Genomic DNA, 25854 nt, shown 5'->3' on the forward strand with positions numbered 1-25854 from the left:
ACACTTTGTAGGGACATATTTAACTTTGGTAACACAAGTTTTCGTAATTTTTTTGTAAAAACACTTTGGTCTTGGATGATGACATTTATGATGTTTTCTATACATATTAAAACCTCCCTGATCGTGATAAGGTATTCTATGAGCGTGTCACTGTTTCGGAAATGTATAAACGTCTATTATTGTATAATAATTCCTTTATTAGGCTTCTGTGTTACAGGTGAAGGTTGGTTCTTTCTAGTAAAACTTTCTACTAAAAGAGTGCAATGACAAAAAGCTGTACACCTACCAAACACGATGATATATTGAATTTAATCAATTTGTTAATAAACCTAACTAACTAAGCATTTAGCATAATTTCCAGGAGCGTTTTACAATCAGCAAGATATAGATCGAAACGGTGTTATTCGTCTATATTTTGTACCCGAGAGCGACTTTAATCGAATTATGAAAAATGCTAACTATAAGAGGAGGCGATAACATGGCTGGCACACCGCAGTATATCCGCAATCTGAATGAAAATCTTATCATGGATGCCCTCATAACTCAGGGAAGCATGTCGAGAGCGGATATCAGCCGTCAGACCGGACTTAGTAAACCAACGGTGTCTTTGGCAGTCGAACATCTGATTGACCGTAATCTGGTGAGGGAAATGGGGCCAGCTGACAACGCTCAGGGTCGAAAAGCAACCCTCATTCGTTTCAACGAAACGGCTTATTATGTCTGTGGTATAGATATCGGCGCAACTCGTATTCGGATTGCATTATCCGATCTGAATGGAGAGATCATTGCCTATCGAACATATCCCATGGTTGCTCAAGAAGCTTATGAGCGAGCAGAAGCGACGATGTTGGAGCTTCTTCGAAGCCATATGAACGAACTGCTTGATGAGAATCATCTGAACTGGGATCAGATTCAGTGCATCGGGTTCGGTATACCAGGCGTAGTGCTACCTGAATCAGGGCGTATCAATCGTATTGTGGACCCTTTAGCGGGTCTGGAAGAAGCTTTCTCTTTAGAGTCGTTGTCAGGAGCTTTTCCCTGTGAAGTAATTCTGGAAAATGATGTGAATCTTGCAGCGCTTGGGGAGTATCGGAGTGGTGTAGCAGCAGGATATCCCTTGTTTGTTTTTTTCTCCATCGGTACAGGGACGGGCGCTGGCATCATGGTACATGGCCAACTGCTTCGAGGTTTAGGTGGCTTAACTGGAGAGATCGCGGAGATGCTGGTGGACGATGGCCGACGTCTGGAGGAAGTGCTGTCCGCTGATGGTCTGATGCAACTGGCGAAAGATTATCTAGATCAGCATGATGAACTATTATTGGAGGCTGCTGATTCGGGTGCAGATGATCTTCACAGACACCTGACTCCCGAGAAGTTATTTGAAGCTGCGCGCAGTGGAGAAGTAGAGGCGTTAGACATTCTACAACAATACAGCCAGAAGATTGCTTCCGCTCTGCGTCAGATTAGCGTTGTGCTTGCTCCAGATCTCATTGTGCTTGGCGGAGGTGTAGGAGGGAACGGTGATGTGTTATTGCCTTTACTGAGGCAGATCATCTCTGAGCAATTCCCTGTGCAACCACAGTTAATCTGTTCCAAGCTTGGTGAGCAAGCTGTTGTCACTGGCGCGGTACAGGTGGCCATACAACAAACGATGCTGAACCTTCAGCAGGAAGCCATGGAATAAGAGATTGGATATACAACATGTGAGGAGGGAAAAGGCATGACAGAATCCGTGAAAAACGTAAGTAATAATGATCAGACCAATCAGAATGGTACGGCTAAAAGTGATCTATCCGGCTGGATTGCAGGTATTGACATTGGAGGCACCAAAACATTAATGCTCTTGTCATCACAACAGGCTGGAAATGAAGTTCATGAACGTATCTTGCCTACGCTTGCCAGTGATCAGCCGGATGAGTTCTTCCGATGGTTATTCACTGAATTGGAAATATTCTGCCGCGAAGTTGGATGCAATCTGGATCAACTTAAAGGTGCAGGCTTGGGATTCCCTGGTGTGATTCTGCAAGAGGAGGGGATACTGCGAAATGCTCCCGCTTTTCAGTGGCCTGAGCTAGATATTCGCCCTGTTATTGCGAAGTACTACAGCGGGAATATCATGTTGGATAATGATGTGAATATGGCGGCAATGGGAGAATATGATCAAGGGGCAGCACAGGGACATCAACACTGTGTAATGGTCACGGTTGGAACAGGCATTGGATCTGCTCTTATCCTGAATGGACAGCTCTATAGCGGCCAGAATGGAGCAGCAGGTGAGATTGGGCATTTCATTGCAGGAGACGAAGGGCTTTATACCGGTTACGTTGCGGATGCGGATTCCTTTGGCGTATTTGAGCAAGTGACCTCAGGTACGGGAATTACCGAACAGGCGAGGCGTTATTTTGCTGCTGGAAAGGGGAGTTCCTTATCCCTGATCATGAGTCTGGCAGGAGGGGAAGCGGAACAGATTGAAGCCAGGCATGTATTCAAAGCAGCGGAGTCGGGTGATCTTGCTGCCCTGGAGATTCTGGAACTACCCATGCGTTATATGGCGAGAGGTCTGGCGAATATTACGGCTTTACTCAATCCTTCCATTATAGTGATCGGTGGTGGCGTGGCTGCATCCAACCCATCTTATTATCTAAATGAAGTGCGCACACGCCTCCAACGTTACACTGTTCTGCCTACACTTCTAGCTGTAGCTGAACTGGGGAACAAAGCAGGAGCAATCGGTGCATTGGCTGCAATCAAGTCGAGTCTGACACGCACATAAAAATAGAGAATAGGCGAAGCAACTACAGAAATAAAGGATGGAGATCCGGATGAGAAGTAGACATATGAAGGCTTACACAGAGAAAATAAAAGCCGATTCCAAGGATGCAAAACATGTTTTACTCCAATTGCAGGGCCTATATCTGTTTATGGGGCTAGCTGGTGGGATGTTTAACCCGTACATTAATCCCATATTGGTAGCACAAGGGTTTTCCAGTAAAGAAACCGGATTTATTATGGCGTTTGGCACACTTGTATCCATTATTCTTCAACCTATATGGGGAATTCTGGTAGATAAGTTTAAAAAGACACGGTTCGTACTGGTGATAAGCCTGCTTGTTCCTGCATCGTTAGCGTATTTCTACAATATTCAAGTGTACTTTATATTAATATTGATTTATACTTTATGCACTATATTCCAAGTGACTCAAATACCCGTTGCTGACTCCTATGCGGTTACAGCTGCGAGAGCCGCGAAAACCTCATATGGCATGATCCGACTCTTCGGCAGCATAGGAACGGGAGTTGGGGGATTTGCCGCAGGGATGTATCTCTCCCAGTTTTCCATTCACATGTTATGGCTACCATTTCTCCTGTTTAACATTCTGAGCGCTATACTGGCAAGTACACTTCCCCGGCAGACGAGTATATCCTCGTCCTCGGTAACCTTCTCCGTAGGTTTGGCAAGATTGCTCCGAAACCGGACATTCCTTCTATTTCTAACTGGTTGTTTCCTGGTTAACCAAACGCTCACTGCGTTTAACTCCTTTTTTGTTATTTCATTTCAGATGGCTGGCGGTTCTGTGACCATGACAGGTACGGCGTTGTTGCTTGCGTCGATTACCAATGTTCCATCCATGTTGGCAGCGGCATTCATACTCCGAAAATGGGGGCATGAACGCACGATGCTGCTTGCAGCGGGGGCGTATATGTTACGTTGGGGGATACAATGGCTATGGCCGACACCTGAGGTCATGATTGGCGTTCAGGTGCTGCATGGGTTATCCTTCGGATTCTTTTATATCGCAGCAGTGGAATATGTGGCATCGGTTACGGGACGGGAAATGCAGGCCACAGGACAAAGTTTATTTAACATGGTGTTTGCTGGCCTGGGCGGAATTGTTGGTAATATGCTTAACGGATATTTACTCGATTCCGGCGGTCCATCACTGATGTATCTGGCTTGCACGATCAGTGCGGCACTAGGATCAGTGATTCTGTATATCGTCAGCAGGCAGGCCAAAGAACAGAGAAGAGCATACTCATTAGAATAGAGATGGAAGGAGTTGGAGCCTATGAAAGTAAATCTGAAGCGGAATTGGCACACCAAGTTGATGTATTCGTATTTTCCTATTTTTCTGCTTACGATTTCCATTCTGATCTTTCTCTCCTTCCTGATTGTCAACGAACTCTCACGTAACGAAACACAAAAAGCTGACATGATCTCCACCCGCTATATCGTGGATACACTGGAGCGCTCACTAAGCGACATTGAACTTCGCTTGCTTGAAGACATTGGTGCGAACAAAACATACAGTCGCTTTCTGGAAGCTGAACAGGGACAATTATCGAGTCAATTCATCTATGATGCAGCAAGTGGGCTGGGACGTATGCTGGATCAGCAGGATATGATTCAATCCATTTATCTCTATCGTATGTCCGATTCCCAGATTCTTACGCCCAGAGGCATGATGCGTTTGGAAGATTTCGAAGATCGTGCCTATATTGAGCAAGCCTTGAAAGATCGGGAGTACCTCGGTTGGAACCTGCCACGTGATTATAAGGAACGTTCCTTCGACGTACCTTCACAGGTGATTAGCATGAATAAGTGGCTTCCGTTACCGTGGGGCGGGGAAGGACTGCTCGTCATTACCATCCGCATGTATGCAGTGGAACGGCAGATTGATAACATGACCAATGAAAAGTTATCTGTTCTTCAGGTTCGGGATAAGAGCGACAATCTGATCTATACCGCGCATCAAATGGACCCTTCAGCAGGTGAAATCCTTAATCGTGTGACTGCGGACAAGCTTGGTCTGGTCTTCGAGAGTGGTATTCAATCCGGACAGCTGTATTCATGGGTATCCCTTGTTTCTTATGTGTGGATCGGTATTGGTTTATTAACGATTGTTGGTGCGGTGGCGGGACTAATCTACATTACTCGCAGAAATACACGCCCCATCCAGCTGATCATGAATCGAATTCAGGCGTTACAGCCACGTGCCGAGGAGAATGAAGCAACTCCATCCGTCAAAGATGAACTGGCACTCATCGACCGTGCGCTGGAACATCTGATTGCTCAAACGGTTGACTATGAGAAACAACATCATGAAAACTTGCTGATTCATCGCAGACAGTTGCTTGTTGATCTGATGGAAGGAGAGCGGATGGATTCGTTCCGTCAGCGACTTCGCCATCTGCAACCGCTAGAGGAACGATTCATGGAACCGAAGAGTGTTGCTGTCCTCATTGCGGAGATGAATGGTGACGATCTCTCGACCAATCAGAATATTCTGAAGATTGCGCTCATGAATGTAGTGGAAGAACTTGTGCAGAATGAGACCCAGTTCGGCGGTTGGGCTGAATGGTTTGGGAACCGCAGGCTTATTGTGATGATTGCATCGGATGAGCAGGAAGGACTGGACCGTGAATTACTTATGGATCTGGCTAAGCAGATGCATATGTGGATTGCGGAAAACTTCCGCCTACGGTTTACGTTCGGGATTGGACGAACCGTACCGGGCTGGGAGGAGATTACTCGTTCCTATGCGAGTGCAGATGCGGGTTTGCAGCATAGACTTACCCTTGGTAAAGATGCGATCGTTCTCAGTGAGCAACTGCCGGATCGTATTGAGCTGCAATCGTACAAGTATTTGCAGATGCTCGCAGACTTTGTCCGTGAATTCAGACTAACCGGCGATGGTTGGCGAACGCAGCTGGATCAGATGTTTGTTGCGTTTAATGAAGATCAGATTACAGATAACGATATTCGCATGTTGCTGCAGGCGTTAATCCAGATGTTGTCCCGTGAATTCGGGGAGCTGTCTGAGCGGTTGCAAAGCCAATTTGCCGAGGAAATCCTGACTCGTCTTCGCAGTGATATCCAGCAGGTGGAGACACTGGAGGGGATTCAAGAGATTTTGCAGGAGTGGCTTAAAGAGGTTTATCGCAATTATGTATCTGTGAATGAAACGAAAAGTCATCGCGCGATGATCAACGAGCTGCGGATATATATTGAAGAGCATTTTGATGATCCGGATCTGTCGCTGAAACATCTGAGTGATCGGTTCCAAATCTCGGGCAAATATGCGAGTTATTTGTTCAAGGAAGAGTTTGAGATGAAGTTTGTTGATTTTCTGGTGAAACTGAGGGTCGAAAAGGCCTGTCGTCTGTTGTCTGCATCCGATATGGCTGTTCAGGATATTGCTCTTCAAGTGGGATACGCCAATGCAATTTCCTTCGGCAGGGTATTCAAACGGATTATGGGCGTGACACCAGGGGACTATCGCAAGCGGAGTGGAAAACAAGGGGATCAATAACGGAATTGCACGTGTTAGAACATCCGAGTATCGGGTAAAATCCAATAATCCTAGAGATATCTATGAAATCTCCTGTATGAGGCAATAAGGTTTTGTCCCTTATCGTCCTTTACAGGAGATTTTTTGGCTGTTCAACCACGATCTTAGGCCAGTGTGGCTGATATGTTGTTAAGGAATTTTACGAATGTCCTATACTAGCAGTATGACAATTCATAGATTAATAGGGCAGGAGTGAAGATGGTGTACAAACACGGACAGCAAGTGTGGGGATCGGTAGATATCAGTAAACGGGTTACCATTACAGCAAGCAACAACACATTTACATTTCATGTAGATGACTCGTCTTATACGATAACTATACCTGTTGGTACCTACACGACAAGTCAACAAAGGCATGAATCCGAACTTATTCAGGTCATTTCGAAGGCAGGGGCAGCTCAGAACATTCCAGTACGATTTATTTTGGGCGGAATGCATTATGATGAGAAGTATAATGTATTGATTTTGGAACATACGGACACAAGCAACGAACATGTTATCGATCAATTTGCGGGAAATGCCATCGATACGTTGTTTGGTCAAGTGAAGTTTAATCTTCCGCCGAGGAATTAGTCGTGGAATCGTTCTACACGTGTTGCTAAACAAGGAGATCACATAAGATGTGGTCTCTTTTTCATTTTTTGAAGAGAGATTTAATGGAAAAAAGATTATTGCAAGATGGGTGATGCCAGATTGTCTATGAGAAATCAAAATTAATGCAACACAATATGTTATTATAGTTAACATTAAAGGTGTGAAAATTGTATATTGTCAGGAAATATGTTTATATATCGCGGTATTTAACTTAAAAAACGTGAATTTCACATTTTGAAAATAGTTTATTGTCTAAATATCAGATCTCATGTAATGATTAGTGACATTCACAGGTGCAACAAAATGGGATGAACAAAGTGGAGTGGCAATCATGTGAATCCATTCAGAGAGTGTGCGAAAGGGGAAAGGTCAAATGAGATTATTTCAAAGACGTAAGGCAGGCAAGGCAAGTTCAATCCTCGCAGTGGTAACAGCATTCACTCTATTATTATCTGCATGTTCGTCGGGAAGCGAATCAACATCTTCATCTGGAGAGTCGGGTTCGGGGGAAAAAACAACTTTGAAAGTAGAAATCTTCGATCGGGGAAACAATCCGGCGGGCTACACCATTTCGGACAGTTATCTGACTCGCTTCATTCAAGAGAAGTTTGGTGATCCAAACAACATCGATGTTCAGTTTGTTCCAGTACCACGCTCGGAGGAAGTACAGAAACTTAACGTTCTGATGGCGAGTGGCTCTGAAGTACCTGATATCGTCTTTACCTACGATTCGGGAACATTCAACCGGTATGCAGAGCAAGGAGGTCTGACCGAACTTACGGATCTGATCAATCAAAGTGGTCCTAACCTGAAGAAGTTCCTGGGAGATGAAACGCTGGCCTACGGTCAATACGATGGACAACAGTTCGCGGTTCCAGGTAAACGTCTTGTACTTGGCAAGTACGCATCCTATGTTCGTCAGGACTGGCTGGATGCACTCGGATTGCCTTCCCCTGAGACAGCTGAGGAGCTGCATACAACACTGAAAGCCTTTAAGGAAAAAGATCCGGGTAAGGTTGGCACAGGACTTATTCCTATGGGGATGTCCATTGCCTCGGCTCAAAATGAACCACTGATCTGGTCATTCATTGAACCGCTGACGGAAGAACAGAAATATACATTAACGCAACAACTGGGTTCCAATGACTATCCAACGTTGTTGCCTGGTTTCAAGGACGCTCTGAAATATATGAACACACTATATAATGAAGGATTAATGAGCAAGGATTTTGGACTCGACAAAGACAAGAAAAAGCTGTGGGAAGATGTATCTAACGGCAAAGTTGGATTCTACACCGAGGATGCAGGGGAGATTTATATCTCCGGTACGTACAAAAACCTGCAAACCAATCAACCTGGTGCAGTGATGACACCGATTGATGCATTCAAAAACTCCGAGGGCAAATTCGCCAAACCGGCATATGCACCCAATGCGATGTATGTCATGATCCCGAAATCGAGCAAAAATGCGGAAGCCGCGATGAAGTATCTGGATTGGATGGCTTCGGGCAACAACCTGTTCGATCTGCAATTCGGTGTTGAAAATGAGAACTATGAGCTCGTGGATGGAGTTCCACTGATCAAAGATGATGCTTCTCCTGAAATCGCAGGTCGTATCTATAATTCCGGTGACATTGCCATTATCGTCAATGGTAAATACGTTGGAGATGACAAGAAAAATGAAGAGGCTTATGTCGTACAGGTAGAGTCGAAGTATCGGGATGATATGCGCAAGTCGGTAGCGATCTCTAACACGGACACCATTCAACCGGTACGTTTCTCCAAACCGATTGACGCAGAAGCACGTTACGGTAACGGCTTGAAAGACAAGTTTATGGAGTTTTTCGTGAAAACAACCATTTCCAAACCCGCTGATTTTGAAGCTACGTATGACAGCATGATGAAGGATTACATGGCGAGCGGTGGTCAAGCAATCCTGGATGAACGTACAGAAGCTTACAAAGCGATGAAATAAGTAGAGTAGAGATCACATCTAATGTGTATGACAACAAAGAACAGGGATTTCATTAGGGTGATGGTAACATCGCCTTGATGAAGAATCCTGATTGACATGGGGGGAAGGTATATGAAAACAAGCATCTATTTCCGCAGAAACTGGCAACTATATGCGTTGCTCCTACTGCCCATGATCTACTTCATTATTTTCAAGTATGGGCCAATGTATGGCGTGCAGATTGCGTTCAAGGACTTTAACTTCTTTCAAGGGATCGCCGGTAGTGAGTGGATTGGCTTGGATGCATTCAGAGAAGTGTTTCAAAATCAGGGATTCTATACGGCATTACGCAACACGTTAGTGCTTAACATGCTGGATCTACTGGTCTCCTTCCCGGCACCACTTATATTAGCCATCTTATTGTTCGAGCTGAAGAAGGCCTGGTTCAAAAAGTTGGCACAGACTTTACTGTACATTCCTCACTTTATTTCGTGGGTCATTATTGGAGGGATCGTACTTCAGGTATTCGGTACACAATCTGGTTTCATTAACAATATCTTAATGAGCATGGGATTTGATCCATTACCTTTCCTTTCAGACAAAAACTATTGGCTCTTTACGTATCTTGCGGTAGGCGTTTGGCAAAGTGCAGGCTGGGGTACGATTCTGTATCTGGCATCCTTGACAGGGATTAACCGGGAGCTGTATGAAGCGGCAGAAGTAGATGGAGCAAGTCGGTTACGCAGAATCTGGCATATCTCCTTGCCAGGCATCAAAACAACGATTGTTACCTTATTGATCATCAATGTCGGCAACATGATCTCTATCGGCTTCGACCGACCGTTTATTATCGGTAACGTGGCTGTACGTGAATACTCGGATGTGCTCAGCACATTTGTCTATCGTGTCGGTTTACAATCTGGTCAGGTTACGCTCGCAACAGCTGTAGGTTTGTTCCAGGCATTAGTTGGACTTGTCTTCATACTCGGAGCGAACTATACGTCCAAGAAATTAACCGATGAGAGCATTATGTAGTGGATTGATTCACATATGATCTGTAAGGAGTGAGTGAGATGTCTGAAAACACGGCGAATCGAATATTCAACACGGTAAACGTCATTCTTATTATCATTACGATGGTGGTGTGTCTTGCACCATTCATTCATATTATTGCGATCTCCCTCAGTTCCAACCGGGCGATCGGTTCAGGAGAAATTTCCTTTTTCCCAAAAGAATTGTCCTTTGAGGCGTATACCAAGGTATTTGCAGATGGATCAATGATTCGTTCCCTCATCTATACCATTTGGCTGACCGTCCTGAGTACGGTGCTAAGCATGGTGATGACCATTGCAGCAGCTTATCCACTGGCGAAGAGCAATCTGAAAGGGCGCAAGTGGTTCATGCTTGTCATTGTGGTGACGATGTTTTTCAGTGGCGGCATTATCCCCGAGTACATTCTGATCAAAAATCTACATCTACTCGATAGCACATGGGGACTTATTCTGCCTGGATTGATTAGTCCGTTTTATATGATTATCCTCATTACCTTCTTCAGAGGTATTCCCGAAAGTCTAGAAGAAGCAGCAGGCATTGATGGAAGCAGCCACTTTGGAACACTTATGCGCATTATCTTGCCACTATCCCTTCCAGTTATGGCGACACTGAGCCTATTCTACGCGGTAGGACGGTGGAATGGTTTCCAGGATGCACTCATGTATATTACGAAGCCTGAACTATACCCTTTGCAATTGAAATTGTATCAGATGATTCAGCAAAACCAGATTACAGAACTGATGCAGAACGAAGGTATTGGTGCTGTTCAAGTCCTGCCTGAGAGTCTGAAAGCAGCCAGCGTTATATTCTCAACGTTACCGATCCTGCTTGTGTATCCGTGGTTGCAGCGGTACTTTATCAGTGGCGTAATGGTAGGTGCTGTAAAAGGTTAATAGAGGTTGTTCAAAAAGTTCACTTTTGATTACGAATGATGCCTAGTGGCATCATCAGCATCGAATATGAAATTTAGCCGAAATGTCCGTTGCTCACGTAGTTGTCCTACGCTCCGCTACTCCATTTCTAGCTTAATTCCATCTTCTTGGTACTGAAAACTGATCTTTTTGAACACACACCTATAGTCTCGGGAGGTCCATGACATGACACAACGAAGGGTAGAGAAGATGTCGAAAGAGCAACAGTATCTTGTAAATCAGTCCATGTTGATGATGGATAGCTTCTATGACAAGGAAATGGATCTGCTTCGTAGTTTCGAAGAAGAGGATTCATCGCAGCACAGTACACGAGCCAGTGCACATTATGCGCTCGGGTTGTTAATTCGAAATGAGCCTGGTGATGTGAAACGCGCGATACGAGTGTTCCACAAGGTGCTCGATGTTCAATATGACGCTCCGGATGAGATCTATCACGGAACCTTCGCGACCCGACCAACTGATGTGCATCCACCAGCGGGTCACTATGCTTGGAAATCTTTTGCGCCAGGCACGGCTTATTTCCTGGAACGCACCTTTGAGAAGGTGTCTGCGCAGTTTATCCATAAACTACAGGAAGAGGGTTCTCTGCTCACAGAGGCAGTAGACCCCAAACAACTGAAACACCTTTTTCATTCGGCAGTGAATCAGGTTCTGCCACCAGTGTGGATCAGTTATGATCCCAACTGGCGCGAGTTTATCGCTTGTGTCTGTGTGGTCGTAACTGCCGAATTCGCCGAACTACTGCCGGAGACACTCATGAAACGGATGGACCATGCGATGGAGTTGGCTGTTCAAGGGTCAATAGAACGCAGGTTATCCGACGTAATTCCAATGAACACGAATATTGAGTTGATGCATATTTTCATCACCCACTACTACGGCCATCGCTTGAACCGAACAGAATGGGTTCAGCATTCGGATGAACAAGCGGAGGGATTGATGAAGGAGTTTGAACAGTACTGTGGTACATTCGCGGAATTCAATACGACAACGTATTACGGGGTTGATCTGTCCGTGCTTGGCATGTATCGAAAGTATGGACTCACGGAACGTTTGATCGACATTGGACACCGGATTGAACATGGGCTGTGGAATAACATTGCGCTATATTACAATGCCAATCTGGAGAATCTCTCCGGCCCGTTCTCCCGGGCGTACGACATGGAGATGCGAGAGCATAGTTCAATCGGTGTATTTATCTATCTTTTGCTTGGAGAAGGGTATGAATATCTGGCAGGAATCAACTGTGAGTCAGGCCATGATCCAATGATTGCGCTCCTTGGGGTGGATGTGCCCGCTGAAGCCGTGCCGTATTTCAAGGCTCATCAAGAAGATCGGCTTGTGCAGAAACGGTTCATGGAACTGTGTGAGCGCAATGATCCAACGTCCAATCGGAATCTGTGTACAGCCAAAGCTTGGATCGGTGAAGATCGGATGATCGGGGCCATGTCGGGAAGTGTGAATACGAATGGACAGATGCATCCAGCTACGATCCACTGGCAGACAGAGACGGGGGAACGTTATTATCTTCGCTTGATCCGCCGTGAGGTAGGCGAGGGGTGGAACAGCCATCTGCGCGGAATAACGTTTGATGCGGACCTCACGCCAGATTCGTTAACCATTGATGTGGAGCTGGATACGGCGGAAGAGATCGACGTTTATTTTGAAATCAGAGGGCCATCCCTTCGTCAGCAGGATATTACACCAGCGTTATGGCAGTTCCCGGGACTTACGTGTACCGTGAAGGCTGAAGCACCTGAACCATCCGTGTTAATGTACGTGAATCATGCGGAGATCATCTATCGTTATGTGCCTGGAAAGACGGCAAACAAGATGAGATTTGAACTCACCCTCCGTGAAGACAACGGATTGAGGAATAAATAGGTATATAAGATGAACTGAACATTTACACGAGAACGAAGAGTGCAGAACCGATCTGAAGAAGCGGAGCGTTCGCCTGAAAGCTTTCTGCAAGAAAGCTGCATCGGAAGCATAAGCTATCACCGGATTTTTCCCTTTGGAGAAGGGGATCAAAAAAATCTGGGGATAACAGCGATCAGAAGATGGTACTGCAATTGGAGTGATCTAGTATAAAGTGTATTGGTTCAACTTATATAGATAGAGATAAATGGAATATGAATGGGCGATAGAATGAGAGACAGGAGGACCAAGTATGTACACAGACAAACAAGAATATTCGTTCTCAACATGTTGGAATATCAAACGTCATACGACCGGACAAGGCATGATCGAGGAGATCAAGTCTCTTGGATTCAAACAAGTTGAGCTGAATTATAACGTTACGGAAGAGATGCTGCAGACGATAGAACCGATGATTGAACGGAGTGAGATCGGTGTATCCAGTGTGCATAATACATTCCCGCATGTGGCTGATCCCGACTACGGGACGGATTCCGTCCTGCTTGGGTTCGATGATGAGCCGCGCCGCAAACGGGCGATTGAGCTGTTACTTCGCTCAGCCGAGTACGCACATCGTTATGGGGCCAAGGCTGTCGTTGTACATCCCGGTGAGGTTCCGTTTGAATACAATATAGATGAAGCGTTGAAAAAGATATACCACGATCAAGGACCGGATTCACCGGCATATCAATCTTTATGGCAAGAGATGCTGGAGAAGCGGGAAGATGGCAGCGCACATTACCTGAGCTTTATTCAGGAGAGTCTGGAAGAGGTATGTAACTTGTCGGAGCAGCGGGGATACGGGGTGAATTTCGGTATTGAGACCCGTTCACGCTGTTATCAGATGCCGACTTTGAACGAAGCGGGAACGATTATTGGACAAATGAAGGGCGCACCGCTTGGTCTTTGGTACGATATTGGTCACGGCATGATGATGGATCGAATGGGGCTGTACGATAATGTACGTCAGGCTAACGCGTTGATTGATCACGTGGTTGGCGTGCATATTCATGAAACCGTAGGGTTGGCAGATCATTGGTGTCCATACATTCATAGCAAAGACATGACCTTTTTTGATTCATTTTTGGATATCATTGAACGTTCGCCAGTGAAAGTATATGAGCTGAAAGCCGCGTGCACACCGGAAGAGATTGATGAGAGTCATGGAATAATCACGGCTCGTATTGCTGAACGTCAGCGCGGGTAAAGGAGCAGACGTATCAAGCATGAATGCTCCTTATAGGAAAACCTCATAGTAAAGTAAATCAACAAATAGAGCGGTTCAGAACAAACCTCAGGTTGCGTTAGAGGGTGTTCTACTGCTCTTTTATTGTTCTTTTAAACGGGTACATGTTTTTACCGTTTCTCAGGGAGTGTTACGTCACCGAGAATCCCTGCCTGATAGCCTTTGACTACAGCCCCGATTCTGGACTTCACACCAAATTTCTGTGTAATAGAGGTTATATGATACTCCACTGTACGCTGACTGATCGCCAGATCCTGTGCGATCTCCTTATTGGTCATCTCCAGTGCAATGCGGTTAAGCACTTCCCGTTCAGTTGCTGTGAGTGATTCCTCCAGATTAGGGGATAACATGGTCTCTGGAATAAGAACATGTCCCAACATACTTTGGTGAATGGCGTTGATAATCTGTCCATACGTTGCTTGTTTCGACAAGTAGGCATGAACGCCCAGATCATAAGCTTTTAACTGGAATTCGTGATAGTTGTATCCGGATAACAATATAATTTTGACGGATAACCCGTATTGATCTTTCAATCTTCTCACAACCTCGAACCCGTCAAGCTGGGGCATGCGGATATCCATCACAACAACATCTGGTCGCAACGCCTCTACTTCGGATAAAAAAAGCAATGGATCGCTGAATGTTTTCAGTACATCTATGCCGGGTTCGCGGTTTAAGCGGTTGTTGAGACCTTCCATGACCAGGGGGTGATCATCAAGCAGTACGACTGTAATGGGTTCGCTCATTGTTCAGTTGCTCCTTTGGTTAAAGGCAAACGGATGTTGATTGAGGTTCCTTTGCCAAGGCTGGAATGTATGGTGAATTCTCCACCGAGATGCTGAATGCTGCTTTGTATGGATATCAAACCGAAGTGCCCTGTTGCAGTATCAAATGTGGTATGAACATTAAACCCCAAGCCGTCATCCTCTACTTGTAGAATCAAGTCAGTATCCCTTGTATGTACCTGAATGGAGCAAAACGACGCCTGTGCATGCTTCATCACATTCATAATGAGTTCACGGATCGTCCGAAAGACGGTGGACTTCAGAGGTTCGTGCTTCAACTCTTCAGAGAGGGCGTTGTAGTTTAGTTCCATTCTGATGCCACTTTGTATTTGAAGTGTACGGATGAGCCATTGCAACGCTTCCTCGAGATCACTTCGATCCATAATATGAGGGTAGAGATCATCACATAATTGACGTATATCTCTCTGGGAAGCATACAGGCACTCCAGCCAAACAGCCGTTTGATCCTTATGCGTCTCTCCGGTATCGTGTAATTCCTCCAAATCACGAGACAGGAAAATCAGGTTTTGAAGCAGTTGGTCATGAAGGAAATAAGAGGTTTTCATACGCTCTGCCTGTTGGGCTTCCATCATAATATCATTGAACTGCCGATGACGGCGTATCTGGTGTTCATGAAGAGCTGTCTGGTCTACACGGTATTCATATCGCTTCTGCAGATCGGATAAGAGTCTGCCATTGACGAGCATTCGAATTGCTTCCAGCCTGCCTTTATCAATGATATCCTGCTCTTCTGCTGAAAAAAGGGTGCGATTTTCTTTGTGACCAATGCCCAGAAATCCTATCGTCTCCGTGGTGGGTTCACCTGACAGCTCCCAAACCTGCGCCAAATCAACTTTCTGTCGTAAAACTTCAATATCCAACGCCTGAATATCGATATTCTGAATGGAAGCAAAAACCCCTGTACCTTCCTGAGAATATCTGTGCTTATCATCAATCCATATGACAATTACACCTTCAATATCCAGCATCTTGTGGAACATCTCGGCAAACACGTGAATCATGTCCCGCATGTTTTGCTGCTCAGCCATTCGCACAGTCAACCGGAGTTGCTGGTGTTCCAACCAGTCTTTGTTAAGTTTGTTTTTCTTGCGTGAGCGTGTGAGCGTGTACTGATACACCCAAGTGATCAGCAAAAACGAGACAAACAGCAAGCTGATATGAATTAACGAATGCAGGTGAGAGGCGGCCAGAAACAGTAAAAAAACGATTAAAGCATATAGTCCATGAATCATCAATCTTGGCATAACCAGTTTGAGGTCAAGCATACTCCGTTGTACAAGTACATAAGTGAACATCCATGATAAAGGCAGAAATCCAATTAATGTGTACTCTACAGGCAATAACGGTTCACCTTGAAGCAGGGTTGGAATAGCAAAACAGATGATGAAGGGAATCAGGCTGACAATAATTCCTGTTAACATGAGCAATAGCTGGTTCTGCTCCTTGCGATTGTAGCTTTTACGATTAACCCATGTCATCCAGATTAAGATCAGAAGGGTTGCACAAAGAATAAAGTTGAGCAGATTGGTTGGACCAGACGGTGCAACAGGAGTACTGACGGTAGTAATGCCTTGATTGATCTGAATATCGGTCATCATCCACTGCTTGATGTACAGAAAGGCAAGGCCAGTAGAGTAGGCAATCGCAATACATCTGCTGATGATTAATAACCATCGAAAACGATGCAGACGGGTACGGAATACAAAAGACACATAAAAAGCAGTTAGACAGTAAGGTAACCATGCCGCACAAAAGGCCAAAATATAATTGGATAAAGGCAACTGGGAAGTGTATATCGTCAGTATACATATGGCCATGGACAGGTTAAGGAGGTAGAACAGACGCATCACTCGTGAACCGGGTTGGCTAAACAAGGCATAGGTTCCGGTCAACAATAGCAATAATTCTACTATGGATGAGAAGCCGATGTTGAACCATTCACGTGGTCCAGGCTTCATGGTATGTTCGGATGCCTGACCGTGAGAATTCTCAACGCCGATGGTGTAGGCTTCAGTCACTAAGAATACACCTTTTTGATGGAGTAACCGGACTTCTCTTTTGGGTTCCAAGGAGATAACGGTGTCACCTGATCTAATCCCGGATGCATATGCTAAACCTTGCGAATCTACATCATGTACTGCCCAAGAATTGGAGGCATTTGGTGTCAACGAAAGTCCGATATAAGGATTCATAAATGAAGAGATATGGATATACGTGGCTGTCAGTATAAAGCACAACATCGTTACAAACCACACGATATTAAATTTAGTTTTCATGAATCTATGTAATGAGAGTCCTAGTCGCATGGTAAAATCATCCGTTCTTATAAAATGCATCATTGGTAAAATGAAGTGGAAAAACAAGCCATGTAGCAATGACATGGCTTGCCGAGCATCACTCTATGTTAATGTAGCAGAGTGCCTAACATTTTGTACATCAAAACTGATGATTCCTGCCTGAGCATAGGCTGCTTCGATCTATAATCCACAGCACCGGTGCTGGATACAGATACTTCAGGACCGTAGAGACCTAGAGCAACTACAAACTGGACACCTTCTTCAGCCCAGCGATCCTGTGAACCGATGAGATCGGCAGTTACGGCAGGTGCGCCAAGGAGTTGTTGTGCCGTTCTCGATATGATCACCGCGGCCTCTTGCCTTGTTATGGCTTGGTCAGGATGGAACAATCCACGGGTATTACCTTGCACAATGCCCAGTTCAAGAGCGGTTTGAATGTAGGCGGCATAGGGACTTGATTGGGTATCTTTAAATGTTGGTGATTGAGCTGAAATAGACATTCCACTTATCCCCACAACCTGTGTTACAAACTCCCCACGACTTACTGGCTTCTCTGGTTCAAATAGGGATTGATCCTGTGGATACAGGCCAATTTGTGTTAAACGATAGATGTACGGAGCATAGGGATGGTTTTCTGGCACATCTTCATAAGGTCTGGCTTCTGGCAATTTCTCGGACCAGCTATCTGACTTGTTGTAATAGAAATATGTGATTTCACCGGACTGATTTTTTTTGAAACCAGCAAGCTTGCCGTCCTCATCCATGAACAACATGTCCTTAACGGGTGTTAAAGTGTGAGTGCCATAAGCATCTATAACCTGAAGCCCTGTCTCTGTTGCTGAAATATCATATAACCATGCGGGCAAACGGATATCCCGATATAGTCCCTCATAGGTACGGAGTGAAGACTTGGGTACGCTATAATCACTATAATGCGTCTCGTTGTTTGGATAAAAATGATCCATAAATGCTTGAAAAAGCGCTTCTCGCACATCTGGTCCATCACTGTTGGAGACGATAAATAGTCCAGTCTTCTCGTTAGGCAACAGCCACAGATTGGAATGGAATCCGTCCAGATCGCCTGCTTTACTCACGACTTTCCGTCCATGATTATACTGCGAATAGGTGGATTCGAATCCGTAACCTGTGCCAGGTATATCCGGGTGTATGGACACATCCAACGTTTGCATCGCTTGGACGGATGACGGTTCGAGTATACGTGCACCCTGGTACGAACCTTGATTGAGCTGCGCAAGCATAAAGTGAGCCATATCCCGTCCAGTCGTAATTAATCCGCCCTCAGGGGAGCTGTTCGGTACATTGGGATATTGCGGAAGTTCCTGTCCTTCAGCGCCATAAGGAGTTGCGAGTTTACTCAGTGTGTCTTTGCTTAGTGTAAAATGGCTATCCGACATATGAAGAGAGTTGAATATATGCTGTTGTACATAAGTCTCAAACGGAAGTTTGGACTGTTTCTGAACGATGTAGCCCAAGAGTGCATAACCGTAGTTGTCGTAACGGAAAACTTCTCCTGGATTGCGAACAACGGACGGTTTGTTGTCCTGGATGAATTGCTCAAGCGGATAAGAATGATTCAACTCCCTGGGTATAGCTGCTGCATCTGTAAAATCAAACCCGCTGGTGTGGGTCATCAGATGTTCCAATGTTAACGCTGTTCCGGTGTGGTTGGTCAGATGCAAAGCGTCTGTGTATGCGCTGATATCCTGATTAAGTTTTACTTTACCTTGCTCTGCCAATTGCATAATAGCGGTTGCTGTCAGCGTTTTGGAGATGGAGGCTACACGGAATAGAGTAGAGTCGGCGTCGACTGGGATTTGTTTTTCCACATTGGCATAACCATATCCTTTATTCAAAACGATCTGTTGATCGTGAACAACGGTAACTACGGCACCTTTCAGAGCAGACTTCACTTCAGGTTGGGCGAAGAATTGATTGATGAACGATTCAGTTTCCTGAGGGCTTACCTGAGGAAGAGGGAGGCTGCTCTCTGCCGATACACTGGTTATTGTGGTGAAACTCAGAGATGCAACCAGGAGGATGTTGGCTACGGCACGTTTCCAATTAGGATTTGATTTGTAGCTCTGTTGTTGTTGAGTTGGACATGTTGCTACGTGAGATTTCATGAAATTCTCCTTTGAGTTGAGATATGTTCGTTCTCTTACATTTAAGTACATCTATAATCTATCAGTTTGAATGTAATGGCGATTCCGTAGTACGCACTTATTATGGCAGGACTTCCGCAAACCTTTTTGCGTGATCCCGCAATTGTTGAGGATGAAGAGTAAGTTTTGAATGATCTTAAATATATGAAAAGAGGTATTTGTCATGATGGACCCAATGGGGGTCTCGACAAATACCTCTTTTTGTTTCGTCTTTTTATTTTCCATGCAAAGCGACATCGTGCAAAGGAATTGGGAAGTAGATTTTATAAAACTACTCGTACATCCGTCGTTCAAGTTCAGCATAGGCAATCGCAGGATCATCACTTGAATTATCAATATAAGCGACGGATGAAGCAGGGAGGGGCCAAGCTACTTCTTTACGGACGAGAGAAGCTGTGAAGGCATCCCAGTTGGCTAACTTCCATTCATCTAGTGGGGATTGTCTTGCTGAGATTCGTTTGTGATACAACGCTTCATTCTCAAGATAAATATAGGCCACACGCACATCCGTATCATCCAGGGTATGTCCAATTCGTGCAAGTTCCTGCTCGATCCAGTCAGGGGTACCGATTTCCTTGGTAAATGGCCCCACAACGATACTATCGATACCTAACTGAACGTTATCCAGAGCGGCGTCCATCGTAATGCGGTACCCAAGATCACGGCACAACCTTTTGTATTCAGGCGAATCTCGGTCGGAAGGATCAAGTCCCTGAAGGGTCATGATCGCCTCAGCCGCGGGACGAAGCAAAATATCCATATCAAAGAAAGCCGCTTTATGTTTACGGGAAAGGGCTTTGGCAAGGGTGGTCTTGCCACTTCCGGCCCCGCCGAGAAAGAAAATTAGTTTGCTCATGAATGTAATGCCTCCTTTAATTAGATTCAAAAAATAGGATATGTAAATGAAAAATACACAAATATATAGATTCATCATTAGAAAATGAAAGGACTTGTTTATTTTAACATAAATAAAGAAGCTTGTTGGCTAGACAGAAAAGGAAGGATAAGGTAATATCATACCTAGTTGTTCTATGCATAGGTTTCCGATGTATATGAAAAGAAGAGCTTTAAAAGTGTATTTTTCGAAATCTAAAACTCTTGCTAAATGAATTGAAAAGGAAGGAGTGAGCGCGTTGCAGGTTAACAAACAAATGATTAAAGGCAGTACCGAAACATTGATTCTGAACTTGCTTCAGGAACGACCGTTGTATGGTTATGAATTAATTAAGGAACTACATCGTCAATCCGAGGGTGTGTTTAATCTGAAAGAGGGCACGTTATATCCTATTTTGCATGCCATGGAGATTGAAGGATGGGTAGAGTCGTACTGGATGGAGGTTGAAGGCCGTAAACGGAAATATTATTCAATTCGTGACAAGGGCATGGAGGCCCTACAAAGTAAAAAAGCAGAGTGGAATTTGTTCCGTAGAGCTGTGGATCGGGTGCTTGGGGAAGGAGGCCTGACATGACGAATCGACATGAGCGAATTCAGCATTATCTTGATCACATGTGTGTTCAGGTTAAAGCTCGCGAAGTACATAACGACCTGCGTGATGAGTTGGGAAACCACATGGAAGAGATGATTTTGGATAAAGAACAAGAAGGTTATACAGAGGAAGAAGCAATTGTATATGCCATTGAACAGATGGGCGATCCTACTGTCGTAGGCAAGAGTATGCACCGGTTGCATCGCCACCGTATGCATTGGGCGCTGTTGACGGGACTTGCCAGTTTGCTAATCATAAGCCTGTTGCTGATGTGGATTTTTACGACAAATATCGCAGTTAAAACCTCTCAGTTCTTTTATATAAGTCATGTGATCTACACTATTTTTGGTTTAGTACTGATGGTGATTTTGATGTATTTTGATTATCGAAAATGGAAAAGGAATGCTTGGTGGATATATATTTTACTCACGGGCCTGTTGTGGATTAATCCACTAGTATCCCCGGTTAATTATGGCGTGCAACGGTTCTGGAGCATATTGGGGTTAACAATTGATCTTACGACGATATCCATGTGGGTATTGCCCCTCGCCATAGGTTCGATAATGCTGGATAAGCTGCGTACTAAGTTCGACGTACAATCCGTCTCAACGTATATTCTTCTTGTGGCTTTGCCATCATTCAGCTTATTTCAAGCTTCAGATTGGGTACGATTATTTCTATTCGGAACGGCAACTGTCATCATGTTTGCCTGGATTACACGAAAATGGATTTTTACTTTCATTGGAACTACTATAATGGGAAGTGTCATTTTATTTCAATTGTTTTTGACAGGTGAATATAGGCGGTTTGAGAGACTCTCAGTCGTTTTGAATCTCCAGAATGATCCGTTAGGAAACGGTTACAATAACCAAACAATTATGAATATTCTTCATTCCGCCGGATGGTGGGGAAACGGTTCTGACACTTCTTTTGACCATCACTTTAAAGGGTATTATTTGGACTATCCGGGTGTAATGCTTATTGATGTATTTGGTTGGTTAGCAGGCATACTGCTGTTGCTTGGAATCGTATGGTTTCTTGCTAGTATGCTGAGAATGCTACCTCGTGTACTCGATGAATTTGGTCGTATGATCGTGTTCAGCATTACGGTGATGTTTTCTTTGCAAATGCTTTACTCCCTTGCGATGACTACGGGAAAGGTTCCGATTGTCAGCGTTACTTTCCCTTTTATTGGATTTGGTTCTCATGTGATCTTAGAATACGCCATGATGGGTTTACTGCTTGGAGTATATCGACGTAAAGATACTATTTCATTGAGAAGCAAACAGGGAGAGCCGATCACGACAATGTCAAAATAAAATTAAAAGACGCGCGATCAGATGGTACCAGTATATAAAGTAATATAATACGATGTCTAATCAAACTGACGTGCTAGTGCGTCAGAAGGAAACCAGATATGACGCAGGTTAATCCAGCCCTGGCTGTTGAAAGATAGACCACGTACCGAAGGCAGATAAGCGGTTTCTACCGGTTTTTCGGATAAATGGAACAGTAAATTCTGATCAACCAAAAATTGCTCAATGCGGTCTAATTCACGAGTTCGATCCGCAGCGATGGGAGAGGCAACGATGGTTTGCAAGATCTCATGGATCGTTATACGAGTAGAATCTTCCAGATGCTCAGACAACGTGGAGTAAAGATCATACCTGCGCAGTTCTTCATCCCTGTCCCGAATGAGAGAGAAGAGAATCAAATCAGATTCCAGCCGCAGATTTCCTTTGAACTGTTCCATCGTAGCGGTTCGGACGGTACAAGAGAAACCGCACTGCTCCAGTATGGACGCCAGATTTTTAGCATCCCTGCGATATTGTGGAATGGTTGCAATGTGCAGGGAGATGGGACTAGCCGAAGTGAGTCGTTTAGTAATATCTCTAAACCCTTCCGGGTCAACCATCCCGGTATTCACCGCACTAAAATCAGTCTCCATGACTTCAGAGTCATCTGCATGTCCGTCATCTCTATACATTCCAGCAAGGCATGACTGAAGGTGTGCTCTTACTTCCGGATCGTTTAACGGTCCGGTTTTTTGCGTATTACATGTGAGTAATTTATGAACCATCACACCTGCACTAATCTGTGTCCAGTCTGCACCCTCAGACGAAGACGGATTATGAACAAGATGAAAGAACGGAGTTTCGATATCTTGGCTATCGTCCATTTTTGCCGAGGCACTCCACGGAATCTGCAGGATATCTACCCGGTCCATATGTGCTCTACCTTGAAAATATGATGAAAAGGCTTCAAGTCTGCACAAGTGATCATCCCAGGCGGTGACCTTGAAAGGTCCCGTCCCAACAGGTTTTTGCATCCCATGCACATCACCAGAATGCTTCATCTTATGTTCGTTTGTTCCTGGTGAGGGTACAATCGCCGCACGACTTGTTGTCAGGAAGGACAAAAACAATTCATGAGGATCTTTAAGCTGGAAACACACGGTTAAGGAATCGACCGCTTCAATAGATAGAATCTGTTTACTTACATCACGGTACAGTGTCCGGCGATCTGTAGATTGTAACCGTTCAAACGTATGAACAATATCATGGGCTGTCAACAACTGACCATCGTGAAATGTAATACCTTTTCGCAAATAAAAGATCCAGGTCTTTCGGTCTGCACTGACATCCCAAGTATGAGCGAGACATGGGAGGATCTCTCCCTGTTCACCCCGCTGAACCAACCCGTCAAAGACATGGCTGGTAACAAAGGATTCAGCTAATAGATTAATGTACAGCGGATCAAGCGCATGAAGCTGTTGGCGCAGGGGCAACCGAAGCGTATCAATCTGCTCATTATTGGTGCCGGCTTCCGTATGATGTCCTGAATACCCAAGCAACCACTGGTTTAGATGATCCTGCATGATTGTTGAACTGGAGAATGCGCTCACCTGCTCGGCAGCTTCCTGTAACTCCCGGCGATTCATGGCCTGCATCATATATTCTGCGGCGATTTGATCAGCCGGAACAAGCAAGGTCAGTGAAGAACGCCGACCCCGGCCACGCTGGGAAACCCAACGAATCCAATCATGGGCAACCATCTTTTTGACAATCGTTAACGTATTGCGGTGTGTACAATTTAGCAACTCAGCGAGATCGGCGAGTGTAAGTTCATGTTCTGTATGGTGACCGTAATGACGATGTAACAGCAGATATTGCTGATGTAATTTCAAGTGTTGATTCCCTCCTGGAGGTGAACTCTGACGTATTCCTCTAAAATAAGAAGTTTTGTCGATTTTAATTTCTATTTATATTCCTATTTTATCATCTAGAATATAGCATAGAAAGGTTAATGGAGGTTTTTCCCATGATTGATAAAATAATGGCTTCACCGCAACGCGCTCTAATCACGCTACTGTCTGCATGGATGTTGGCGATCATTCACCAGTATTTATTCTATGGTAATGAGATTGGCGTATCGTATCCTATCTTTGTAATTCTCTTTTATGTGTTCATGTATCTGTTTGCAAGGGATCGCATGAGGTCTTTCAAGTTCATTGATGCTTTTGTAGCGGCTGTAGTGCTATTGTTGTCGCTAACGTTTCTGTTATACGACAATGAACCGCTGTATGTTCTTAATTTTCTGGTCATACCTGGCGTAGTTATCTTACATATGACGTATCTGATGGGCAGAAAACAGAAGCAGTGGTGGGAGATTGGCTTGATTGGTACGGCTATTGACCACTTGCTACCTCAAGCCATACGTCATTGGGGGACTGTTGCTGCTATTGCTGTGAGAGCAGGCGGGCGTGGCATGGGCAAATCCCAGAAAACAGTTGTTTTCAAAGTACTCATTGGTCTTGTGGCGTCCTTGCCTATCCTCATTGTTGTCGTTGCATTACTGTCCTCTGCTGACGGGGTCTTTGATCAGTATTTAGCCGGTTTTCCGGAGTGGCTGAATCAATTGGCTTTTACTCCAGGGATACCGAGAATCATCTGGATTGTCATCGCAGGTGTATTGCTGTTTGGTTATGTATGGGGATTTGTACAGCCAATGCAATATGAGGCAGAGAAGAGAGTGAACGCACATTGGAAAAATGGAGCAGTATCCACGGTTGATAAGCGTGATCACACCTATATATTCTCTCCTGTGGACCCGGCCACTGAAGGTAAGGTTACAAATAAGATTACACCCGAGCCCGAACGCACTCCGGTTCAGCGGGAACCATTCAGATTGGACCCCATCATTGTGGGGACGATGCTGATTGTCATTAACTGTGTGTACGTTTTGTTTGTACTTGTGCAGTTTTCGTATCTCTTTGGTGCAGGAGAGGGGCATCTTCCGGTAGATCTGTCTTACGCAGATTATGCGAGAAGTGGATTCGCAGAGTTAATTCTCGTCACAGGTATTAACTTCTTTATTCTTATTGTTGCTTTGCAGTATACCCGTTCGAGTGGCAAAGCGGGTTCCATCGTACATCAGGTACTTCTCCTGATTCTGGTCAGTTGTTCAGCAATTATGTTGTATTCCGCGTTTATGCGCCTAAATCTGTATGAGCAGGCATATGGATATACGTACATCCGCTTCCTGGTACACGCATTCATGATCTTCCTCGCACTCCTGTTGCTGATTGCTGGCCTTCGTATACGGTACACATCAATACCTCTGATCCGCTGGTATATTGTGCTTGCGCTCACTGCATATGTTGCTGTCAATTATGTGGGCATGGATAAACGGATTGCCGAGCTGAACATAGAACGTTATCATCAGACTGGCAATATTGATGCAACCTATCTGGCAAGTCTGTCGGCAGATGCAGTTCCGTTGCTTCGAGAGTTTGCTCAGGAGGAGTATCCGGATCTCAAGAGGGAAATGCTGGAACGTCAAGCCTACCTGGACGATGATTCATCAGATCGTTCATGGCCTTCTTATAACGTGGCGAGACACCGAGCTGAGCTAGAAATGTCCAAATTGAGAACGGAATAGCTGAATAGTAGTTGTTTTCACGTACAGATTTATGCAAAAACAATATGTAAGTGTTATAATATAAAAACTAACCTATAAAGGGGGTGAATCC

18 protein-coding genes are annotated in these 25854 nt (G+C 44.8%); 13 read left to right on the top strand and 5 right to left on the bottom strand.

Features of this window, described 5'->3' with window-relative positions:
• The first annotated feature begins 478 nt into the window (after window positions 1-478).
• The 10 genes from MKY01_RS13300 (at window position 479) to MKY01_RS13345 (ending at window position 14010) form a co-directional block, all read left to right on the top strand.
• Window positions 479-1684 carry an ROK family protein gene (locus MKY01_RS13300; RefSeq protein ID WP_339286564.1) on the top strand — a complete coding sequence of 402 codons (1206 nt, stop codon included), beginning with the start codon at window positions 479-481 and terminating at the stop codon, window positions 1682-1684.
• Between the two features lie 36 nt (window positions 1685-1720).
• Entirely contained in the window at window positions 1721-2773 is a 1053-nt protein-coding gene (locus MKY01_RS13305; protein WP_339286566.1) for an ROK family protein, read from the top strand.
• Window positions 2774-2822: 49 nt separating this feature from the next.
• The gene (locus tag MKY01_RS13310) at window positions 2823-4046 is read left to right on the top strand and encodes an MFS transporter (RefSeq protein ID WP_339286568.1); all 1224 of its coding nucleotides are present in this window, start codon (window positions 2823-2825) and stop codon (window positions 4044-4046) included.
• A 21-nt stretch (window positions 4047-4067) separates the two neighbouring features.
• Complete coding sequence (locus tag MKY01_RS13315; protein WP_339286570.1) at window positions 4068-6311, top strand: helix-turn-helix domain-containing protein; 2244 nt, start codon at window positions 4068-4070, stop codon at window positions 6309-6311.
• 237 nt (window positions 6312-6548) lie between these two features.
• The gene (locus tag MKY01_RS13320; protein WP_339286572.1) at window positions 6549-6923 is read left to right on the top strand and encodes a hypothetical protein; all 375 of its coding nucleotides are present in this window, start codon (window positions 6549-6551) and stop codon (window positions 6921-6923) included.
• Between the two features lie 394 nt (window positions 6924-7317).
• Window positions 7318-8919 (top strand): extracellular solute-binding protein, encoded by a 1602-nt coding sequence (locus MKY01_RS13325; protein WP_339286573.1) that lies wholly within the window; start codon window positions 7318-7320, stop codon window positions 8917-8919.
• 111 nt (window positions 8920-9030) lie between these two features.
• Complete coding sequence (locus MKY01_RS13330; protein ID WP_017688833.1) at window positions 9031-9933, top strand: ABC transporter permease subunit; 903 nt, start codon at window positions 9031-9033, stop codon at window positions 9931-9933.
• Window positions 9934-9971: 38 nt separating this feature from the next.
• Window positions 9972-10844, top strand: coding sequence for a carbohydrate ABC transporter permease (locus tag MKY01_RS13335; RefSeq protein ID WP_339286574.1), 873 nt, complete (start codon window positions 9972-9974; stop codon window positions 10842-10844).
• A 204-nt stretch (window positions 10845-11048) separates the two neighbouring features.
• A complete protein-coding gene (locus MKY01_RS13340) occupies window positions 11049-12767 on the top strand; it encodes a hypothetical protein (RefSeq protein WP_339286575.1) in 1719 nt (572 codons plus the stop codon).
• A gap of 289 nt (window positions 12768-13056) precedes the next feature.
• Window positions 13057-14010, top strand: coding sequence for a TIM barrel protein (locus MKY01_RS13345; protein ID WP_339286577.1), 954 nt, complete (start codon window positions 13057-13059; stop codon window positions 14008-14010).
• Between the two features lie 149 nt (window positions 14011-14159).
• Here the strand turns inward: MKY01_RS13345 and MKY01_RS13350 are convergent, their stop codons facing one another.
• The 4 genes from MKY01_RS13350 to MKY01_RS13365 form a co-directional block, all read right to left on the bottom strand.
• Window positions 14160-14795 (bottom strand): response regulator transcription factor, encoded by a 636-nt coding sequence (locus MKY01_RS13350; protein ID WP_100528869.1) that lies wholly within the window; start codon window positions 14793-14795, stop codon window positions 14160-14162.
• Window positions 14792-16873, bottom strand: coding sequence for an ATP-binding protein (locus MKY01_RS13355; protein WP_339286579.1), 2082 nt, complete (start codon window positions 16871-16873; stop codon window positions 14792-14794). Before MKY01_RS13355 ends, MKY01_RS13350 begins: the two co-directional genes overlap by 4 nt.
• A gap of 386 nt (window positions 16874-17259) precedes the next feature.
• Window positions 17260-19296, bottom strand: coding sequence for a serine hydrolase (locus MKY01_RS13360; RefSeq protein ID WP_339286580.1), 2037 nt, complete (start codon window positions 19294-19296; stop codon window positions 17260-17262).
• A gap of 310 nt (window positions 19297-19606) precedes the next feature.
• On the bottom strand, window positions 19607-20191 hold the full coding sequence (locus MKY01_RS13365; protein ID WP_339286582.1) for an AAA family ATPase: 585 nt from the start codon (window positions 20189-20191) through the stop codon (window positions 19607-19609).
• A 277-nt stretch (window positions 20192-20468) separates the two neighbouring features.
• On the opposite strand from MKY01_RS13365, the gene MKY01_RS13370 reads away from it, so the two are divergent.
• On the top strand, window positions 20469-20804 hold the full coding sequence (locus MKY01_RS13370; protein WP_253507921.1) for a helix-turn-helix transcriptional regulator: 336 nt from the start codon (window positions 20469-20471) through the stop codon (window positions 20802-20804).
• Window positions 20801-22141, top strand: coding sequence for an FtsW/RodA/SpoVE family cell cycle protein (locus MKY01_RS13375; RefSeq protein ID WP_339286584.1), 1341 nt, complete (start codon window positions 20801-20803; stop codon window positions 22139-22141). Before MKY01_RS13370 ends, MKY01_RS13375 begins: the two co-directional genes overlap by 4 nt.
• A 56-nt stretch (window positions 22142-22197) precedes the next feature.
• On the opposite strand, the gene MKY01_RS13380 is transcribed toward MKY01_RS13375, so the two are convergent.
• On the bottom strand, window positions 22198-24009 hold the full coding sequence (locus MKY01_RS13380) for an ABC transporter substrate-binding protein (RefSeq protein ID WP_339286586.1): 1812 nt from the start codon (window positions 24007-24009) through the stop codon (window positions 22198-22200).
• A 134-nt stretch (window positions 24010-24143) separates the two neighbouring features.
• Here MKY01_RS13380 and MKY01_RS13385 point away from each other — a divergent pair, with 134 nt between their 5' ends.
• Window positions 24144-25763: a DUF4173 domain-containing protein gene (locus MKY01_RS13385; RefSeq protein WP_282321652.1), complete on the top strand. Its 1620-nt coding sequence runs from the start codon at window positions 24144-24146 to the stop codon at window positions 25761-25763.
• The last annotated feature ends 91 nt before the right edge of the window (window positions 25764-25854 follow it).

Origin of the sequence: Paenibacillus sp. FSL R5-0486 (assembly GCF_037975155.1) — a bacterium.
Taxonomy (GTDB): domain Bacteria; phylum Bacillota; class Bacilli; order Paenibacillales; family Paenibacillaceae; genus Paenibacillus; species Paenibacillus amylolyticus.

Bases quoted from the DNA above. Each gene is read 5' to 3' on its own strand.
- MKY01_RS13300 (WP_339286564.1), top strand. From the start codon at position 479: ATGGCTGGCACACCGCAGTATATCCGCAATCTGAATGAAAATCTTATC.
- MKY01_RS13305 (WP_339286566.1), top strand. From the start codon at position 1,721: ATGACAGAATCCGTGAAAAACGTAAGTAATAATGATCAGACCAATCAG.
- MKY01_RS13310 (WP_339286568.1), top strand. From the start codon at position 2,823: ATGAGAAGTAGACATATGAAGGCTTACACAGAGAAAATAAAAGCCGAT.
- MKY01_RS13315 (WP_339286570.1), top strand. From the start codon at position 4,068: ATGAAAGTAAATCTGAAGCGGAATTGGCACACCAAGTTGATGTATTCG.
- MKY01_RS13320 (WP_339286572.1), top strand. From the start codon at position 6,549: ATGGTGTACAAACACGGACAGCAAGTGTGGGGATCGGTAGATATCAGT.
- MKY01_RS13325 (WP_339286573.1), top strand. From the start codon at position 7,318: ATGAGATTATTTCAAAGACGTAAGGCAGGCAAGGCAAGTTCAATCCTC.
- MKY01_RS13330 (WP_017688833.1), top strand. From the start codon at position 9,031: ATGAAAACAAGCATCTATTTCCGCAGAAACTGGCAACTATATGCGTTG.
- MKY01_RS13335 (WP_339286574.1), top strand. From the start codon at position 9,972: ATGTCTGAAAACACGGCGAATCGAATATTCAACACGGTAAACGTCATT.
- MKY01_RS13340 (WP_339286575.1), top strand. From the start codon at position 11,049: ATGACACAACGAAGGGTAGAGAAGATGTCGAAAGAGCAACAGTATCTT.
- MKY01_RS13345 (WP_339286577.1), top strand. From the start codon at position 13,057: ATGTACACAGACAAACAAGAATATTCGTTCTCAACATGTTGGAATATC.
- MKY01_RS13350 (WP_100528869.1), bottom strand. From the start codon at position 14,795: ATGAGCGAACCCATTACAGTCGTACTGCTTGATGATCACCCCCTGGTC.
- MKY01_RS13360 (WP_339286580.1), bottom strand. From the start codon at position 19,296: ATGAAATCTCACGTAGCAACATGTCCAACTCAACAACAACAGAGCTAC.
- MKY01_RS13365 (WP_339286582.1), bottom strand. From the start codon at position 20,191: ATGAGCAAACTAATTTTCTTTCTCGGCGGGGCCGGAAGTGGCAAGACC.
- MKY01_RS13375 (WP_339286584.1), top strand. From the start codon at position 20,801: ATGACGAATCGACATGAGCGAATTCAGCATTATCTTGATCACATGTGT.
- MKY01_RS13385 (WP_282321652.1), top strand. From the start codon at position 24,144: ATGATTGATAAAATAATGGCTTCACCGCAACGCGCTCTAATCACGCTA.